The sequence below is a fragment of the Spartobacteria bacterium UBA695 genome, from assembly GCA_002298145.1.
GTDB lineage: Bacteria > Verrucomicrobiota > Verrucomicrobiia > Chthoniobacterales > Chthoniobacteraceae > UBA695.
The window spans coordinates 1-17,653 of sequence record DBMP01000026.1 but is presented as its reverse complement, the minus strand read 5'-3'; the positions used below and the strand labels follow the sequence as shown (position 1 = coordinate 17,653).

The window sequence follows — 17,653 nt, the reverse complement described above, 5'->3', positions numbered from 1 at the left end:
CCCACGAGTGTCTTGTTTTCCGACACCGCTATAAAAAAATAATCTGTCCCAAAAGCGCCCGAAGGTTGACAACCCTGGCTTCGGCAATGAGACTTCCGGGCTCTCGTATGAGTGTGATTGTCCAGAAATATGGCGGCACTTCGGTTGGCGACCCGAGCCGCATCATGAACGTCGCCCGCCGTGTTGTAGAGACCCACGAAGCCGGTCATAAGGTCGTCGTGGTGGTCTCCGCCATGTCCGGCGTCACCGACGGCCTCATCAAACTGGCCCGCGCGGTGTGCCCCGGCATTACCCCGCCCGAGCGGGAAATGGATATGCTGCTGGCCACGGGCGAGCAGACGACAATCGCGCTTACCGCCATGGCCATTCAGAACCTGGGGCACAACGCCGTCTCGTTCACAGGCGCCCAGGCGGGCATCGTCACCGACGGCGTCCATACCAAGGCGAAGATCCAGGAAATCAGCCCGCGCAAAGTGCAGCAAGCCCTTAAAGACGGCTCAATCGTCGTCGTGGCTGGCTTCCAGGGCGAGTCCGGCGACGGCCAGACGACCACGCTGGGCCGAGGCGGCTCGGACCTGACCGCCATCGCGATTGCCGCCGCCATCAAAGCCGACCTTTGCCAAATTTTCACCGACGTCGAAGGCGTCTACACCTGCGATCCGCGCGTGGTCAAGACGGCCAGCAAAATCGACGAAATCTCCTACGACGAAATGTTGGAGATGGCCAGCAGCGGGTCCAAAGTCATGCAGTCGCGCTCGGTCGAGTTCGCCAAGAAATTTGGCGTTCCCTTCGAGGTGCGCAGCTCTTTCAACAACAACCCGGGAACCCTCGTTAAAGAAGAAACCATGAGCATGGAACAAGTCGTCATTCGTGGCGTGTCCATCGAACGCAACCAAGCCAAAGTCACCCTCCGCCAAGTGGCCGACACCCCCGGGATCGCCTCCCGGGTGTTCAAAGCCATCGCCGAAGCGGGCGTGACGGTCGACATGATCGTGCAGAACGTGTCGCTGGCCGGGACGACGGACATTTCCTTCACGCTCAACAAAGACGACCTGCCCAAGGCCCGGACGACGCTCGAACCGCTCCTAAGCACCCTCGGCAAGGAGATCAGCGCTCAGGACGGCATCGCCAAACTCAGCGTGGTGGGCATCGGTATGCGTTCGCACTCGGGCGTGGCCGCGAAGGTCTTTGAAGCGCTCAGCCTAGGCGGCATCAATATCCAGATGATCTCGACCTCCGAGATCAAGATCGCCGTCGTGGTGGACGAAGCGAGGATCGCCGAAGCCGCTAACCTCGTGCACGAAGCCTTCGGGCTCAGCGCCGCCAAGTAGGCCCGTTTTTAAACTCACGCAAAGACGCAAAGGCGCAAAGGAATGAGCGCTTTTGCGTCTTTGGTTTTTTTTTATACCGCCAGGCCCACACCCAGGCAGACAAAGAGCACCCCGGCACCGCGCTGAATCCACGTGCCAATGGCGGGGGTGGTGCGCAGCCGCCGGGCCACGAGCGAGGAGAAGCCGACGATGACGAAGCACCAGAGCGTGCCAACCACGGAAAAGAAGCACCCCAGGAAGATCAGCGAACCGGTCTTGTTCACGCTCTCCGGGGCCACGAACTGCGGCAAAAACGAGAGGTAAAAGAGGATCGTCTTGGCGTTGGAGAGGTTGCAGAAAAGGCCCGCGCGATAGATGGGCCACGTTTCGGCGTGAGCCATGACGCCCGGGGTTATTTCATCCCGGGGCTTGGCAAAGGCGAGCTGCGCGCCGAGGAACACAAGGTAGCCCGCGCCGAGCCATTTCACGGCCAGGAACGCGGTGTGCGAGGCGGCGACGATGGCCGAGAGGCCAAACGCCGCGGCGAAGGTCTGGACAAAGCACCCGGTGATAATCCCGGCGACGGCCACGAGACCAGCGCGACGCCCCTGGGTGGCGCTGCGGGTGAGGATATGGAGCGTGTCCTGCCCCGGCGTCATCGTCAGCGCGATGCAGCTTAGGAGAAAGAGTCCTAGATTTTGGGTTCCAAACATGGGGCCGGGATGCCGAGGGCCGTCAGCACGGCGTCGGCATCGCTAAGATCGTCGAAAAGGAAATCCGGGGCGTGCGCGGCGAGCTGCTCACGGGTGTTGCCGCCGGTGGCGATGGCGACTGTTTTGGCCCCGATGGCCCGGCCGCACTCGATGTCGTGCGGAGTGTCGCCCAAAACGAAGGTGCGCTCGGGGGCGAAGTCAACGCCGTAGCGGCTCTTGGCGCGGGCCTGCGCGAAGGGCCCGAGGCGGTTGCGGTCGTAGTTGTCGTCGGCGTAGGCACCGAATTCAAAGAATTCCCAGATGCGGTAGTGCGAGAGCTTGATCTTGGCCCCCTGTTCGAGGTTGCCGGTCAGGAGCGCCAGGGCGACGCTCGGGGTGGTTTTCAGCTTCTGGAGCAGCGGGATGATGCCGGGAAGGAGGCGGCCGTTTTTGCGGGGCAGCTCCTCGGCCAGGTGGCGCAGGTAAAGATCGAGGAATTCCGCCGCTTTCCGGGCCGTCCAGGTGACGCCGTATTTGGCAAAGACGTTGCGGGTGATGAGGTGATCGGTGCGGCCCGCGATCTCGACTCCGGCAATGGCGGTCTCGATATCCGCGCCGAACATGTCGTTGACCGCCAGGCGCATGGAATACTCCCCCGCCCCCCCGGAGGCGATCAAGGTGCCGTCGATGTCGAAGAGGAAAAGATGAGTTTTGGCCGGAGCTTTGGCAGACATGGGAACCAATAGACTGCCAGTAAAACCGCCTCAGTGCAACCCTGACCCCGATTGGAAGCTTGCCCGGGAGGCGTAAAGGGGGCAATTTTGCGCCCGTGATCGCGCCCGATATGCTCCTTAGCGCCTATGCCCAAGGCATTTTCCCCATGGGGACGCCGGAGGGGGAAATGGCGTGGTTCTCGCCCGATCCGCGCGGGATTCTGCCGCTGGATGAGCGTTTTCATCTGCCGCACGGCCTGGAGCGGGCGCTGCGCAAGGGCCGGTTCGAGGTGCGCTGCAATACGGCGTTTGAGGAGGTCATGAAGGGGTGCGCGGAGCGGGAGGAGACGTGGATCGACGAGGAGATCGTCGCCTCGTACACGGAGCTTTACCGGCTCGGGTTCGCCCATTCGGTGGAGGCGTGGCGCGAGGGGCAGCTAGTGGGCGGGCTCTACGGCGTGGCGCTCGGCGGGGCGTTTTTTGGCGAGTCGATGTTTCACCGGGAGACGGACGCCTCGAAGGTGGCCCTCAACGCGCTGGTGGAGCGGCTGCGCGAGCGCGGCTTCAGGCTCCTGGACATCCAGTGGACGACGCCGCACCTGTGCACCTTCGGCGCGCTGGAGATTCCCCGGCGGGAGTACCTGCGGCAGCTCCGCGCGGCGCTGCGGCGGGATTGTGCGTTCGTGGATTGAACGCCTATTTCTCCTGCAACACGGCGGCGATGGTCACGTTGTCCTGCTTCGGGTTTTTGAGGTCCTCAATGGCGGTCATCAGCGAGCGGATGAGCTGCGGGGCGGTCAGCTCGGAGCCCTTGGAGAGGCGCGCGCCGAGCGTGGCTTCGTCGAGGAATTGTAAGCCGTCGGTGGCAAAGAGCAGGATGTCACCCCGCTCCATCGGATAGGCGGCGGAAGGCTCGTCGATCATCGGGATCTCCTGCCCCAGCAGCGCGGAGCGGATGACGTTGCGCTGCGGGTGGACGGAGAGGGCATCGGGGGCGAGCCGCCCGGCGGCGATCTCCTCGGCGAGGAAGGGCCGCATGGAGTGGTCGGCATTGAGCCGCCTCAGCTCGCCCCGGCGAAAGAGGAAGAGGGGCGAATCGCCAACGCTGATCCACTGGAGCGCGGTGCGCGTGACGGTGGCGGCCAGGAGCGTGGTGCCCATGCCTTCCAGGTCGCCGCCCGAATCGCGCACGGCCCGGTCGATGCACTCGTTGGCATACATGAGGCCTTCGTGCAGGGCAAAGGAGTCGTTGGACTTGGCGCTAAGCTGGTGCTGGAAGAATTCCTCGATAAACGCGTTGACGGCGATCTGGCTCGCCTTGTGGCCGCCGGAATGGCCTCCCAAGCCGTCGGCAATGACAACGAGGAGCTTTTCCACCTCGCCATCATTGTCGGCAACGATGGAGAAGGCATAGGAATCCTCCTGTAGTTGCCTGGCGCCGAGAAGCTGTCTTCCCGCGAACTCGCGGCCGATTTTCATGACAATGTTCTAAGCTGTGGGGGCGTTCTGCTGCGACCAATCGAAATCGGGGCCGCAGAGCGCGATAAATTTCAAGGTAGTCTTGCCCAGCGAGATCAATTCGCCGCCTTTGAGCAAGGTGGGCTGGAGCACGGGGATCTCGCCCAGGTAGGTCAGGTTCTGGCCGCCGCCGTGCATGAGGTAGAACTTCCGGCCCCGGGGGTCGTAGGTCAGCGTGGCGTGGCTATTACGGGAGATTTCGGTATCGCCGAAGTCGAGGCGACAGCGCTGCCCCTCGGCGCGGCCGATGCTGTTCATGCCATGGCCGAGCTTGAGGGTATTCCCCTGCCCCGGCCCGCTTACGACGACGATCCAGCCCACGACGGGGTCGGTCATTGGGTCGCCCGGAGCAGCGGCGGCCTCGCCCAGGCCCATGCGCGCGCGCATCGGCGGGGTGACGATGACGGTTTTGTCGTCGCTCGGGAGGTTGGCCTCCGACTCGGGGCGCTCGGGCTCGGCGGAGTCGGGGCGCGGCAGGATGCGCGTTTTTTCAAAATCCTCGGACGCGCCTCTGGACGCGGAGGCCGGGATGGGGGGTGGTGGCGGCGGGGGCGGCTGCGAGGAGGAGCGGCGGATCAGGCGGGTTTTGTCGTAATCTTCCATCGTGAGTTGCAGAGGTTATTGATGGTGGAACCGAAAACGGACTTCGCCCATTTCGATCAAGTCGCCCTCTTGGAGCGCGGCTTGCGAAACGGTCTGGTCATTGACTTTGAGGCCGTTGCCGGAACCAAGGTCGGTGATGAGGTAGGCGCCGTCGCGCTGAAGGTGGATCTCCGCATGGTAGCCGGAAACGCTGGTATTGCCAAAGACGATGTCGTTATCGGGGCGGCGGCCGATGCGAATGGCGCTGCCCTCCAGCGGGATGCGGCGGGACTCGGCGTCCTGCATGACGAGGAAGGCCTGGGGCGCGGCGACGGCCTGCCCGGGAACGGGCCGCAGGCGCAGGAGCACGACGGCAACGATTAGGAGGAGGACCGCCCCGCCGCTGATCAGGTTGGCGGGGGTGAAGATCGTCGGCTTGGGCGGCGCGGGTCTCGCGGCAGCGGCGGGCCGGACGGGGGGCCTGGCCACGGGCGAGGCGGCCGCCACGGCGAGCGCGGGCGTGGAGCCCACGACGGGCACGCTCTCAAACGGGGGGGGCGTAGGGCTGGCGGCGGGGGCGGCGGCTCCGGCGCGCTTGTGGACGTAGGTAAAGGTCTCCCCGACCTTGGTGGTGACGCTAAAGCTGACGTCCCCGGCGGGGTCGAGGTGATCGAGGGGGACCTGGATCTCGCCACCGGAATTGAGCTGGGCCAGGACGTTGCGAGCGAAAGCGGTATCGGTCTTGAGGCGCTCGCCGGGGTTGCCCTCGCCGATTTTTGCCTGGGCGTAGAGGCCGTGCGTTTCGGCCGCCAGTTTCTCCAGATTACCCAGCGCGGGGATGTCGACGCCGCTTTCCGGGCAGCCCATGGCGCAGATGGTGACGCCGTGGGCGCGGGCGCATTTGACGAGGTCGTCGCGGGTGAAGCCGTTGTCCTCGTCCTTACCGTCGGAGATGATCAGGAGCGTCTTGCGGACCGCCGGGGTGGCGTTGAGCATCCCCACGGCGCTGATGCCCTGGCGGTAGATGCGCGTGCCGGGGCCGTCGGCCTTGAGGCGGGTCAGCCGAGGGGGGATATCCGACGGGGGCGGCCCGAGCGGGATGATTTCGGCCAGGTCATTGGCAAAGGAGTAGACGCCGACCAGGTTCTGGCGCGGAAGCTCGGCCAGGAGGGCCTGGATGAGCGCTTTATTGGCGGCCAGGGTGCGGTCGCGCGGGAAGCGCATCGACCCGGCGCTGGCGTCGAGCATGATCAGCAGCGCGCTGGGTTTGAGGACGTCGCGCCCGAAGGCGATGTGGCGGAATTCGACGTTGCCGCCGTTCTGGCTGACCTGGACGGTCTGCACCTGGGCGTCGGGCTGGAGGCGGTATTCGAGCTTGAGGGTTTGCTCCGTCTCCGCGGAGCGCGTCGAGGAGGGGTCAAAACCAGCCCGGGCCGAAAGCGAAGCGAAAAGCGCCACCAGCGCCACGGCTAGGAACGAGCAATCCCGACGCAGGAAGGAATACATCAAGGCCATTACCTATCGGGACCGCGGGCAAAAAACAACTGTAAAAACAAGGCCTCGCCACGCCTAGGGCGCGGTGGCGGCGGTCCCGGAGGCGGGGGTGACGCAGCGGAAGCCGATGTTGTTGGCGCTGTCACCGGGGAAGGCGTAGTAGCGGAAGGAGGAAAGCATGACGTCCTGGGTGCTGCTGTTCCACGCGCCGCCCCGGAGGACCCGGCGACGGCCCGAGTCATCGTAGCTGTCCTCGCACCATTGCCAGACGTTGCCGCCCATGTCGAAGAGGCCAAAGGCGTTCTCTGGGAAGCTGCCGACGGGGGAGGTTTTCTCAAACGCATCGCCCACGATCAGGCGGGATGCGCCGTAGTTGCCGACGCTGGGAGGCGGCGGCCAGGCCGATCCCCAGGGGTAGGCCCCTTTGACGCGGCTGTCTTTGTCGTGGGGCAGCCCCCCGCCCTCGTCCTTGAGCCCGACGGCGGTGCTCCACTCGGCGTCGGTGGGCAGGCGGTACTGCCGGCCATCGCGAGCGCTGAGCCATTGGCAGAAGGCCTTGGCGTCCTCCCAGCTCACGTTGATGGCAGGGTCGTCGAGGGTCTGCGGGAAGGAGGCGGTGCGCCATTCGCGCCCGGTCTCCTGGACAAAGGCCCGATAGTCTTTGACGCGGGTGTCCCAGACGCTAAAGAGGACGCCGGTACCCGCGACGGGGGCGAATTTCATCCCGAGCGAGTTGACCAGCGGCGTGTAGGGCGCCGGTTTTTGCGGCACGGCTTTGACCGGGGCGTTCTGGGAATCTGGAACGTGCGTGGAGGTGACGCCGCTGGGGGGAAAGAATACGTTGGTGTAGAGAAACCAGCCGCCGCCCAGGATCAGCGCCCCGGCGACGAGGGTCGGCAGGAATTTCATCTTATCCCCTCCGGCATCGGCGGCGGGCGTGGCAGCCGCCGGGCCAGGCACGGGCTTGGGGGTAACGGAGGCGATGGGGGCAAGGGCCGGGGCCGGGGCGGCACCGGGAACCGGCGGGGGCGCGATCGGGCGGACCTGCGCAGTGGCAATGCGCTGCGAGAATTTCTTGGGCGCGGGCGTCGTGGCGTCCCCGCCCATGATGAGCGCGGTTTTGTCCCCGGATTCAATGACGCTCCCGAACGGCTTGCCCCGGAATGCGCCTCGCGCCTCCCAGCCGAAGCTGGTGCGCCATTCCCGGATGTTCTGGGGCCGCTCGCTCGGCTTGACGCGCAGTGCCCAGTCGAGCGCCTGCAAGAAGAGGGGGCTGAAGCCCTTCAGCTCGCGGTAGCTCAGCCAAACAAAGTCGTCATCACTCATGCGGTCGGCGGACATCGGGGGCTTTTCGCCCGTAATGGCCCGCGTGGCCACGGCGGCCAGGGCGTAGATGTCCGTCCAAGGCCCCTGCTTGGTTTTCACCTGGTACTGCTCGATGGGCGAGTAGCCGTGGGTGACGAGCGAGGTCATCACGGAGGTGCCTTCGAGCAGTTTGCGGGCGGAGCCGAAGTCGATCAAAATAGGCTGGATGCCCCGGCGCAGCAGGATGTTATCGGGCTTGATGTCCCGGTGAAGCAGCCCGGTGGAGTGGACTTCCTCCAGCCCGTCCATGAGCGGCTCGATCATCTGCCGCATGCTGTGCTCATCGGGCTCGTGGCTGATCCGGCGCAGGCGGGCCTCGTAGCTTTCGCCCTCGATGTAGTCCATGACCATGTAGACCGTGCCGTTGGCTTCGATCAACTGGTGAACTTCGACGATATTCGGATGCTGGAAACCGGCCAGCAGCCGGGCTTCCTCCAGGAAGCGCCCCTTGGCCCATTCCCAGTTGGTTTTAAGCTCCTCGCTCTGGGCCGCGACCTGCATCCCCTCGATGCGGGCGACGATGCTGTCGGGCATGAGTTCCTTGACCGCCACTTTGCGCCCGAGGTGACGATCCACGCCCAGGTAGGTAATGCCGAAGCCGCCTTTGCCCAGCACGCGCGTCAGCTCGTAGTTGGCAAGCCGGAATCCCTTCGGTAAGGCGAGGCGGTGGACTTCCATTGCAATAAAAAGAGGGGCGAATTTTACGTGGAGCGGCGGAAATGGAGCAGGACTTCGCCCACTTCGAGGCGGTCGTTATCGGTCAGCGGGGCGGGCTGAAAGGGGGAAAGGCGTCGCCCATTGAGCCGCGTCCCGTTGGAAGAGTCAAGATCCTCCACCTCAAACTGTCCGGAGCGCACGATGAGGGCCAGGTGCTGGCCGGAGATGCTCGTGTTTTTGAGCAGCAAATGGGCCGCCGCGGGGTTGCGCCCGAGGATAAGCCGACCGCCGTTTTCGCGTTGCAGCCGGTCCTGGATGGCCAGCTGGACGCGGGCGTTGTTCTCGAAGTCCTCACCCTGGAGGGTAAAGAGCACCCGGTCGGCAAACGTGGGGCGCGGCACGGGAACGGCCTGGAAAACCTGGGTCTGGGAGGCGGGGCGGGCCGCTTTGCGCGCGTCGCGCCAGCGGAGGAACCCATAATACGCCAGGAGCCCCAGCGCGGCCCCGGTGGCGTCGATTACAACGTCGCGCACACAGCCGTCGCGCCCGGGAACGAACGTCTGGTGCAGCTCATCGGCCGCCGCGTAGACTACGGCCAGAACCCACGCATGGATCATCCAACGCCGAGGGTCGCCCCGGCGGGTCGAGAGCGCGTAGAGCAGCAGCAGCCCGAGGAGGGCGAACTCGCTCATGTGGGCCCCCTTGCGCACCACGAATTGCACGTTCTCGATCTGCGCCCGGGTAATGGAAGGGTAGATCCAGCGGCAGAAGGGCTCGACGATGCGCGAGGAATGCGCCACCGACTGCCGATCAGCCGAGGCGGAAAAGATCAGGCACATCCAAAAGACGGCGGGCCCCCAGGCTTTGAGGAGCGAAAAGCAGCGTTTAAGCACGGTTGAGGTCATCGGAGCGAACAGATTAACCGCTCCGGGGGATCGGCTCAAACTTTTCCAGAGGCTGTATGAATGGAACCGGGATGGAGGCAAAAAAAAACCCGCCGGAGCGTCCAGCGGGTTTTTTAAAAGAAACAACGAGCGATAGCCCGGGAAAAGGGCCGGTTTACTTAAGGAAAAACCGGGTGCCGGGGCCCGCGCCCTGGCGTTTGAGCAGGGAAGGGTTCTCGGCAATGAACTTGCGAACGCGCATCGGGTCCTGGCCAACGAACTCGGCGATGTCCTTGGCATTCAGGCCATTAAGGCCCTTCTCGGCCATGGCCTTGAGGACCAGCGGCTTGAGCTGCTCGTTGGTAACGGACGGGCGGCGGGTGCGGCGGCGAACGGGGGCGGCGGCGCCTTCCGTCGAATTGCCGGTCACCTCGGCGAGTTGTTTTTCGAGATCGGCCACGGTACGCCGGGCTTCTGCGAGCTTTTCATGAAGCTCCGCCAGGGCTTGCTGACGGAGGCCGCGGATTTGCGCTTCGAGCTGTTCGATTTGTTGGGTAGCACTAAGGTTTGCCATAGAAGATTGTTAAAAGGGGCAACTTTGAGGAAAGCTGCTCAGATCGTCAAAACGATCTACATACATATCTTTGGCCATGCTTACTTCGCAAGCATAATTCAGCGTAAATATCAGTTTAAACAGGTGATCGCAATGTATACCTGTTTACTAAATTCAATATGCGTAAGATCACGTTCGGAGCTGGACGGCAAGGCTCCGCTTTCATCGCGGCGATAGCGGCATTGACGGTCTGCGCCGCAATTGGAGAATAAAGTTAGGCCTAAAAACGGTGATGGGAGAAAATGCGCTGCTGCGAAATGTTAAGCCGATAGGACTTGCTGCTTAAGCCGGGGTATATTAAAAAAACACACGGTTTTTAATTCATGGAACGAAAAATAAAACATCTTTTGCGTGGGGTTCTTTGTTGTTTTTTGGTGTCAGGGTCGGCTTGGGCCGACACTAATCTTGTATCATCCGGCTCTTGGAACGATTCTGGGATATGGGATAACGGCCTGCCCACGTCCACTGTCGATGCCTCCATTGACGGCAATTTCATCGTCACCGCAGGCACGGACGTTTCGGCGAATGCGGCTAATCTTTATATCGGCAATTCCGGAACGGGCACGTTGAACGTCAATGGCGGACTCGTCGACAATTCTTCTCTCTGTAACCAGACTTACATTGGCAATACTGCAGGGGCCATCGGGACGGTATCCGTCACCAGCGGGACTTTTGCAAGCCGGTTGCTTTATGTGGGAAATTCGGGCCAGGGAATATTGACTATCCAGGGAGGCCTGGTCAGCACCAAGGGCGGAGTGATCGGGACCGACGCGGGTTCCAGAGGCGAGGTAACCGTAACCGGAGGTACGATGTCCAACTCGGGGCTAACGGTAGGAGAGAGAGGCATCGGAACCTTGAACATCAATGGCGGCACCGTGGCCGACAGCAACGCTAACTTCTCCGACTACATCGGGATGCTCGGAGGGTCCAAGGGAACGGTCAACGTGACCAACGGGCAATGGTCCACGCTCCAACTTTATGTCGGCTATACTGGCACCGGAAGTTTGAATATCAACAGCGGCCTAGTCCAGGACATCACCTCGGCCGCCGACGTCGTGGGCTACGCTTCACGAGGCGCTGTCACCATCACCAGCGGCACGTGGTCCAATGCTGGGCTGATCCTCGGATACTATGATTCGGGGACGGGAACCCTGGAGATGACCGGCGGGGTCCTGAACACCGCCTCCAGTTCCTCGCAAGGGCTTTTCGTCGGCTTTCACGGTGAGGGAACGCTGACGCTAGGCGGCAGCAGCGTCATCAATGTTGCAATCGGCCCCCTCACGCTAGCCAAATACGCAGAGGGGGTGGGCACTCTGAACCTCGGCGGAAGCGATGGCAGGGTGGGAACGCTCAACGTCTCTACCATCTCGGGAGGGAGCGGCAAGGCGACGGTAAATTTCAATAATTCGGGCATTTACAATTTTTCGAAGAAACTGACCGGAAGCCTCTCCCTCAATATGCGCGGAAGCGGCACGACCACGCTTTCGGGGACCCACAGCTACACCGGGGCGACGAACGTCACCTCGGGCAAGTTGCTGGTGCAAAGCGACATCACCTCCAGCAGCATGACCACGGTAAGCACCGGCGGCGCGCTGGGCGGCACAGGGTCCGTGGGTGCACTAACGGTAGCGAACGGAGGCATCCTCGCCCCCGGAACCCAAGGTGCGGGAAAGCTGCACGCAGGCAACACCGCATTTCAAACCGGCGGCATCCTCCAACTCGACCTGAAAAAAGATGCCTCTGGGTCACCCGGAAGCGATTACGACTGCCTCTCCATCAGCGGAAGCCTTGATCTCTCGACGATCACGGCGGGCGGGTTTACCGTGGATCTCGTCGCAATGCTTGATGATTCAAGCACCTTTAATCCCCTGGACGACTACATCTGGGAGGCGATCATCGTCGCGGGCGGTTCGATCAAGGGCTTTTCCTCCGAGGCATTCTCGATCCAGTATGACAAGTTTTTCAAAGGAAGCCTGAATGGAGGGAAGTTCTCCATCGTTCTTGACGGCCAACGCCTTGATTTGATCTACCAACCGGTGCCGGAACCCCAGACGGCGGCATTGATGCTGGCAGCGGGCGGCGGTTTTCTGCTGGCCTTTTCGCGCCGCTGCCGAGTAGCGGGAGCGTAGCGATAACAGAAGTGGGTTGGGAGGGACTCGAACCCTCAACCAACGCCTTAAAAGGGCGCTGCTCTACCATTGAGCTACCAACCCGCATTGCTTTCGCGGTCCTTTCGGAAATGAAAGGGTGGCTTGTTTACGCCACGGCGGCCCAAGACGCAAGCAAAATGCATCCCAGACCCCAGAATTCCACCCGCTTTACCGAAGGATCAGGTGCAGGGCGCTGACTCCGGTGAGGACCAATAGCACTTTCTCAAAGACTTCCTGGCGCATCCGGTGCAGGAGCTGCCGCCCGCCAAAAAATCCGACGAGGACCAGCGGCAGCAAGGCGGCGTTGAAGGCCAATGAGGGGCCGCCGATGAGCCCCAGGTGGTAGCTAAAGGGGAGCTTGAAGAGGTTGACGATCAGGAAAAACAGTCCGCCGGTGGCAACGAATTCCAGTTTGGGCAGTTCCAGGGCCAGGAAGAAGAGGGTGACGATGGGCCCGGCGGCGTTGGCCATCATGGTGGTGACTCCGGCGGCGATCCCCATGCCCCAGACGAACCAGGGGCGGCGGGGGACGGCCTGGAAGGTGTCGGGGAAGGTTTGCCGCAAAAGGTGGAGGGCGAGCAGGAGCAGGACGATGCCGCCGATGAGGGGCTTGAAGCTGGTGTTGCTGACCCGGTTCATCCACAGGTAGCCGAGCGCGATGCCGATGGCTGCGGGGAGGAGCATCTGCCGCAGCTTGCCCCACTGGATGTGGCTGCGGAAGGAGCGAAAGGCCAGGAGGTCGCCACAGACGAGCATGGGCAGGACGACGCCGGTGGATTCTCGCTCGTACCCCTGCATGGCGCAGGCCATGAAGACGAGGACGAGCATGCCGACTCCGTTAAAGCCGCTCTTGGCCAGGCCGACCATGAGCGCGGCCACGGCGGCAAGCGTCCACTGGGCGGGCGTGAAATGAGCAAAATCCATCGTGCGAAGCGTCCCGTTGCCGGGAATAACGTAAGAGGAAGGGGGGGTAAAAAGATTGAGCCCCCCGCGGCCGAATGGCCGCGAAGGGCTCATGTTCCCCCCAGAACATCTTTAAAATCTGGCGATCAGCATACGAACAACGGCGCTCGTTGCAAGGAAAAAGATAAGCCATTGTGTCGATGGGCGTTTGCCGCCCCGCGCTTTGGTGGCCTTTTTATGGCGTTTTCCTTCTGAAAAATCACTTCGCTCCCAAGCCAAATAAAACGACGGGGACGGTTTTAAAAAGGATCTTTAGGTCGAGCCAGACGGACCAGTTGTCGATATACTCGAGGTCGAGCTTTACCCAGTCTTCGAACTGCTGGACGTTGTTGCGCCCGCTGATCTGCCAGAGGCAGGTGAGCCCGGGTTTGACGCTCAGGCGGCGGCGCTGGGCATGGTTCTCGAAGTTCTCGACTTCGTAAAGCGGCAGGGGCCGGGGGCCCACCAGGCTCATGTCGCCGAGGAGGACGTTGAGGAGCTGGGGCAGTTCGTCGATGCTGGTTTTGCGAATCCAGCGGCCAAAGGGGGTGATGCGCGGGTCGTTTTCGACTTTGAAGACGGGGCCGCTCATTTCGTTGCGGCTGGCCAGTTCCGCCCGGTGCATTTCGGCATCGGTGATCATGCTGCGGAATTTGTACATGGTAAACGGCTTACCGTGTTTGCCGCCGCGCTGCTGGCAGAAGATGACGGGCCCGGGCGAGGTGAACTTGATGCCCAGGAAGGCGATGAGGAAAAGCGGGCTGGTCAGGAGGATGACGATCAATGCGCCGAGGCGGTCCATGAAGCTCTTGATGAGCAGGGACCAGGAGACTGAGGGCGTGGTGCGGAAGACGAGCATCGGGACGCTCCCCATGGCGTCGAAGGTCGGCTTGGCGATGGAGGTCTTGATGAAGTTGGCTACGAGCCACGCCTCGACGCCCTCGACTTCGCATGCGGCGATGGCCTGCTGGAGCTGCTGCATGTTGGAGTGGCCTCCGGCGAAGATGACGCGGTTGACGGAGTGCTTGTGGAGGGAGTCCACCAGGGACGAGAGCGGCTGCTGCTCGATGTTGATTTCGCCGACGATGTCCATTTCAATCAACTGCAGCGGCGTCAGCATACCGCGTAGGCGCTTGATGTCGGAGGGCCGGCCGGCGAGGAGCACGGGCTCGCGATGGGAGCCGCTGCGCACCCGTTTGCGGAAAAAGGCCACCGAGGAAACTTCGCGCGCCAGGAGGAGCACCGGCGCGATGGCGGCAAAGAGGGAGAGGATGACGCGGCTGGGGGCCTGGAGGTGAAAGAAGATGACGCACCCGGCGACGATGAGCCCCAGCCAGAAGGAGGCCCCGGCCATCTGGGCCAGCGACTTGGCGAGGTTCTTCTGGAGCAGGTTGGAGTAAAAGCCCTGGAGCTCAAGCAGAATGGGCCCGAAGGGCATGGCGATAAAGACGACCCATTGGTTATCGGCAAAGGCGCTGAAGTCGCCCCACGAAAAGAATGCACCCCCGCGGACGCGCAGTACGTAAGCCAGCCAAAAGGCGAACGCGAGGAGCAGTGCGTCGACTATTTGGAAAAGCTGGAGATTAAATTCTTGTTTTCGGCCCGTCATGCGCGTGGCAGAGTATGTAACCTGTTTGTAATTACCACCATGTTTTTTTCCAAAAACACTCCTCTTTCCGGTTCCGTGGTCGGGACAATTTATAGCCAGAAATCGCTCGATGCCGCGTTGCGGCTTGCTCGGGGGGAGGTTGATTTCCTGGAAATCCGGGTGGACGAGTTCGCGTCCAAAGCGGCTCGGCTGGAAAAGGCGCTGGGCGGTTTGCAGGCGCCGCTAATTCTCACGGTGCGCCACCCAAAGGAAGGCGGCGCGGGTGAGCTCGGCACGGCGAGGCGGCGGGAGCTTTTCGAACTTTTTCTGCCGTATGCAGCGCTCATTGATGTGGAACTCCGCTCGGCGGTGGCGCTGCGCGACGTGCTCGCTATCGCGCGAGCCCGGGGGGTAAAGGTGATCCTATCACACCACGATTTTCGCCGCACGCCGCCGCTTGAAATGCTCAACGAGCTCAGGGCGAAGGCGGCGGAGCTGGGAGCCACGGTCTTTAAGCTGGCGGCGGTGGCCAGGACTCCGGCGGAGGAGGCCCGGCTGCTCGGGTTCCTCGCAGAACCGCGTGCTTCGCGCACCGGGCTGAAGCTGGCGGTGATGGGCATGGGCCGCTACGGGAAGGTGTCGCGCCTGGCGCTGGGCGCTTCCGGCTCGGTGCTCAACTACGGCTACCTGGCCGAGCCGCAGGTCTCCGGTCAATGGCCCGCGGTGCTACTTAAGGAGCGGCTTCGGGAGCTGGAGGAGTAGGGAGTTTTGCCGAGCTCTTGGTGTGGATCTGCAAGGCCTGGGCGTATTCCGGAAAAAACTTTTGTGCGCACTCGGGGCAGAGGCTGTGGGTGCAGTGGATCTCCAGGCGCGAGGCAAGGTAGCTCTCGACGCTCTGCCAGTAGTCGTCGTCGTTGCGGACCTGTTTGCAGTTGGAGCAGATGGGCAGCATCCGGCTGCTGATTTCCCGGACGTCCTCTAGAATCATCAAGACCAGCCGAAGGTTCTCGAAGTTCAGCGGGGCAACGGTCATCAAATACTGCATTTCGAGCATCTGCTCCTGGCCGCTGACCAGTAACTGCACGACCTGGCGCGAGGGGTACTCGCCCAGAAAGGCCTTGCCGATGGCCGTCCGGATGGGGCAACTCCGACAAAACGGGGTGCCCCCGCAGCCGACGCTCGTCTCGGAGGCATGGATGCAGCGGAGCACTTCGCCGGGCCGGTGCATTCGCGCCTCCTCCGCCGACATCCCGATGATCTGGTTGGCGGCATTGTTCGTATCAACGATCCTGTAGCTCTCCTCCAGCACCAGCACGGGGAAGGGCATGGCGTCGATGATGCTGCGGTGGAATTCTGAACCTGGCGAGGGTGGAACGTTGAGGTTCATTGCTCAGAGAAACCCTACGTGTTAATGCGAAGATCCATTTTGCTAGAATTAGACTCCTTTCGCCCTCGATTGGAAAGCAGGAATTTGGGCTAGGCCCGGGCCATGAGATCGTAATCCTGCGTGCCGGTGATTTCCGCCTCCACGAAGCGGCCAACGGGGGCCGGTTTCTCCAGCAGCACCCGGCAGTCGACTTCGGGCGCGTCGGCCTCGGTACGGCCCACCAGCGGCTGCTCGACGAGGACGCGGCGGGTCTGCCCAACGGCGGATTGCGCGATCTCCAGGGCGATTTTCCGCTGAAGCGTCATGGCCTTGCGGTAACGGGCTTTCTTGGTGGCGGCGGGAACCTGGCCGGGGAGCTCTGCGGCGCGCGAACCGTCTTCGCGAGAGTAGGTGAAGATGCCGAGGCGCTCGAAGCGGGTGGCGCGAATGAAGTCGAGCAGGGCCGCGAAGTGCTCCTCAGTTTCGCCCGGGAAGCCGACGATAAAGGTGGTGCGGATGGCCACGCCGGGGATGCCTTTGCGGATGCGGGCCAGGAGTTTTTCGATATGCGCGCGGGAGGTCTCGCGGTGCATAGCTTCCAGCATCTCGGGGTGGATGTGCTGGAGGGGGATGTCGATGTAGCGGGCGACCTTGGAGTTGCGCGCGATGGCGGCGATGAGTTCGTCGCTCCAGTGGGCGGGGTGGGTGTAGAGGAGGCGGATCCAGAAGTCGCCTTTGATCTTTTGCAGCGCATCGAGCAGTTGGACGAGCGTGGGGCCGCGCGAGGGGTCGATGGGCTGGTTGGCCCGGGGGCGGGTTTCCCAGAGGTCCATGCCGAAGTAGGTGGTGTCCTGGCTGATGAGGTTGATTTCCCGCACGCCCTGGGCAACGAGCCCGCGCACTTCGGCGACGACGCTTTCCACCGAACGGCTCCGGTGGCGGCCCCGCATTTTGGGGATGACGCAGAAGGTGCACGGGTGGTTACACCCCTCGGCGATCTTGACGTAGGCGGTGTGGGCCGGGGTGAGGCGAAAGCGGGGGGTGTCGTAATCCGGGATGTAAACCGGCTTGGCGCGGGCGACGAGGTCGAGCGGGGCGGCCTCCTCCCCGGCGCTCGGGGCGGCGAGGACTTGCTCGATCAGCTCCCCGGCCTGGGCGATCTGGTCGATGCCGATGAAGGCGTCCACCTCGGGCATTTCGGTGGAGAGTTCCTTGGAAAAGCGCTGGGCCATGCATCCGGCTACGATGAGCTTCTGGTGGGCGTGCTTTTTCTTGAGCCCGCGCTGTTGGTTGACTTCGAGAATGGCGTCGATGGACTCCTCCTTGGCGGAATCGATAAAGGAGCAGGTATTAACGATAAGGACGTCGGCCTGGGCCGGATCGGAGGTGATCTCCATGCCACGCGCCACGATGCCCCCGAGCATCACTTCGGCGTCAGAGAGGTTCTTCGCGCAGCCGAGGCTGACGAGGCCGACTTTGATCGGCGCGATGGTTTTGGCGGAGGAGAAGGCTGGCTTGGCGGTTTTCACAGGTAAACCGCCAGTTTAGCGCACTTCGCGCAAAGAATCTCCCAAAAAAGAGGGAACCACTCGGGACTGGCCGGGCGAAGGGGCTCAATCCCCCACGACGCTGCGCGGCACACGGTAGGTGGTGCGGGGCTGCCGGGCTTGGCTGTTGCTACGTTTGGCCCGGGACTTGGAGGGGGTCGCCTGCGGCGTGGCGGCGGCCACGGGCGGCGGAGGCGGCGGCGGGATCGGCTCGCGGCGCTGCTCGCCCACG

16 protein-coding genes and 1 tRNA gene are annotated in these 17,653 nt (G+C 62.8%); 4 read left to right on the top strand and 13 right to left on the bottom strand.

Features of this window, described 5'->3' with window-relative positions; genetic code table 11:
* Positions 1–107 precede the first annotated feature (107 nt).
* The gene (locus B2828_RS15315) at positions 108–1,331 is read left to right on the top strand and encodes an aspartate kinase (RefSeq protein WP_479634641.1); all 1,224 of its coding nucleotides are present in this window, start codon (positions 108–110) and stop codon (positions 1,329–1,331) included.
* Between the two features lie 71 nt (positions 1,332–1,402).
* Here B2828_RS15315 and B2828_RS15310 read toward each other — a convergent pair whose 3' ends face one another.
* A complete protein-coding gene (locus tag B2828_RS15310; RefSeq protein WP_479634640.1) occupies positions 1,403–2,023 on the bottom strand; it encodes a LysE family translocator in 621 nt (206 codons plus the stop codon).
* A complete protein-coding gene (locus B2828_RS15305; RefSeq protein WP_479634639.1) occupies positions 2,002–2,736 on the bottom strand; it encodes an HAD family hydrolase in 735 nt (244 codons plus the stop codon). Before B2828_RS15305 ends, B2828_RS15310 begins: the two co-directional genes overlap by 22 nt.
* 110 nt (positions 2,737–2,846) lie before the next feature.
* Between B2828_RS15305 and aat the strand changes: the two genes are divergently transcribed.
* On the top strand, positions 2,847–3,407 hold the full coding sequence (aat, locus tag B2828_RS15300; RefSeq protein WP_479634678.1) for a leucyl/phenylalanyl-tRNA--protein transferase: 561 nt from the start codon (positions 2,847–2,849) through the stop codon (positions 3,405–3,407).
* Positions 3,408–3,411: 4 nt separating this feature from the next.
* Here the strand turns inward: aat and B2828_RS15295 are convergent, their stop codons facing one another.
* The 6 genes from B2828_RS15295 to B2828_RS15270 all read right to left on the bottom strand — a co-directional run bounded on the left by B2828_RS15295 (position 3,412) and on the right by B2828_RS15270 (position 9,789).
* Positions 3,412–4,194 (bottom strand): PP2C family protein-serine/threonine phosphatase, encoded by a 783-nt coding sequence (locus B2828_RS15295; protein ID WP_479634638.1) that lies wholly within the window; start codon positions 4,192–4,194, stop codon positions 3,412–3,414.
* A 9-nt stretch (positions 4,195–4,203) separates the two neighbouring features.
* On the bottom strand, positions 4,204–4,836 hold the full coding sequence (locus tag B2828_RS15290; protein ID WP_479634637.1) for an FHA domain-containing protein: 633 nt from the start codon (positions 4,834–4,836) through the stop codon (positions 4,204–4,206).
* Between the two features lie 15 nt (positions 4,837–4,851).
* On the bottom strand, positions 4,852–6,330 hold the full coding sequence (locus B2828_RS15285) for an FHA domain-containing protein (RefSeq protein WP_479634636.1): 1,479 nt from the start codon (positions 6,328–6,330) through the stop codon (positions 4,852–4,854).
* A gap of 54 nt (positions 6,331–6,384) precedes the next feature.
* Complete coding sequence (locus tag B2828_RS15280) at positions 6,385–8,352, bottom strand: bifunctional serine/threonine-protein kinase/formylglycine-generating enzyme family protein (protein ID WP_479634635.1); 1,968 nt, start codon at positions 8,350–8,352, stop codon at positions 6,385–6,387.
* Between the two features lie 23 nt (positions 8,353–8,375).
* Complete coding sequence (locus B2828_RS15275) at positions 8,376–9,236, bottom strand: VanZ family protein (protein WP_479634634.1); 861 nt, start codon at positions 9,234–9,236, stop codon at positions 8,376–8,378.
* 154 nt (positions 9,237–9,390) lie between these two features.
* Entirely contained in the window at positions 9,391–9,789 is a 399-nt protein-coding gene (locus B2828_RS15270) for a hypothetical protein (protein ID WP_479634633.1), read from the bottom strand.
* Between the two features lie 413 nt (positions 9,790–10,202).
* On the opposite strand from B2828_RS15270, the gene B2828_RS15265 reads away from it, so the two are divergent.
* Entirely contained in the window at positions 10,203–11,957 is a 1,755-nt protein-coding gene (locus B2828_RS15265; RefSeq protein ID WP_479634632.1) for a hypothetical protein, read from the top strand.
* Between the two features lie 12 nt (positions 11,958–11,969).
* On the opposite strand, the gene B2828_RS15260 is transcribed toward B2828_RS15265, so the two are convergent.
* The 3 genes from B2828_RS15260 to B2828_RS15250 form a co-directional block, all read right to left on the bottom strand.
* A tRNA-Lys gene (locus B2828_RS15260) sits at positions 11,970–12,041 on the bottom strand.
* A gap of 105 nt (positions 12,042–12,146) precedes the next feature.
* Entirely contained in the window at positions 12,147–12,902 is a 756-nt protein-coding gene (locus B2828_RS15255; protein ID WP_479634631.1) for a sulfite exporter TauE/SafE family protein, read from the bottom strand.
* 238 nt (positions 12,903–13,140) lie between these two features.
* Positions 13,141–14,529 carry a sugar transferase gene (locus B2828_RS15250; RefSeq protein ID WP_479634630.1) on the bottom strand — a complete coding sequence of 463 codons (1,389 nt, stop codon included), beginning with the start codon at positions 14,527–14,529 and terminating at the stop codon, positions 13,141–13,143.
* Positions 14,530–14,568: 39 nt separating this feature from the next.
* On the opposite strand from B2828_RS15250, the gene B2828_RS15245 reads away from it, so the two are divergent.
* Positions 14,569–15,270: a type I 3-dehydroquinate dehydratase gene (locus tag B2828_RS15245; protein WP_479634629.1), complete on the top strand. Its 702-nt coding sequence runs from the start codon at positions 14,569–14,571 to the stop codon at positions 15,268–15,270.
* Here B2828_RS15245 and B2828_RS15240 read toward each other — a convergent pair.
* Together B2828_RS15240 and rimO are read right to left on the bottom strand one after the other, a co-directional pair.
* Complete coding sequence (locus B2828_RS15240; protein ID WP_479634628.1) at positions 15,239–15,895, bottom strand: PAS domain-containing protein; 657 nt, start codon at positions 15,893–15,895, stop codon at positions 15,239–15,241. The genes B2828_RS15245 and B2828_RS15240 overlap by 32 nt on opposite strands.
* Positions 15,896–15,984: 89 nt before the next feature.
* Positions 15,985–17,403 (bottom strand): 30S ribosomal protein S12 methylthiotransferase RimO, encoded by a 1,419-nt coding sequence (gene rimO, locus B2828_RS15235; RefSeq protein WP_479634627.1) that lies wholly within the window; start codon positions 17,401–17,403, stop codon positions 15,985–15,987.
* Between the last annotated feature and the right edge of the window lie 250 nt (positions 17,404–17,653).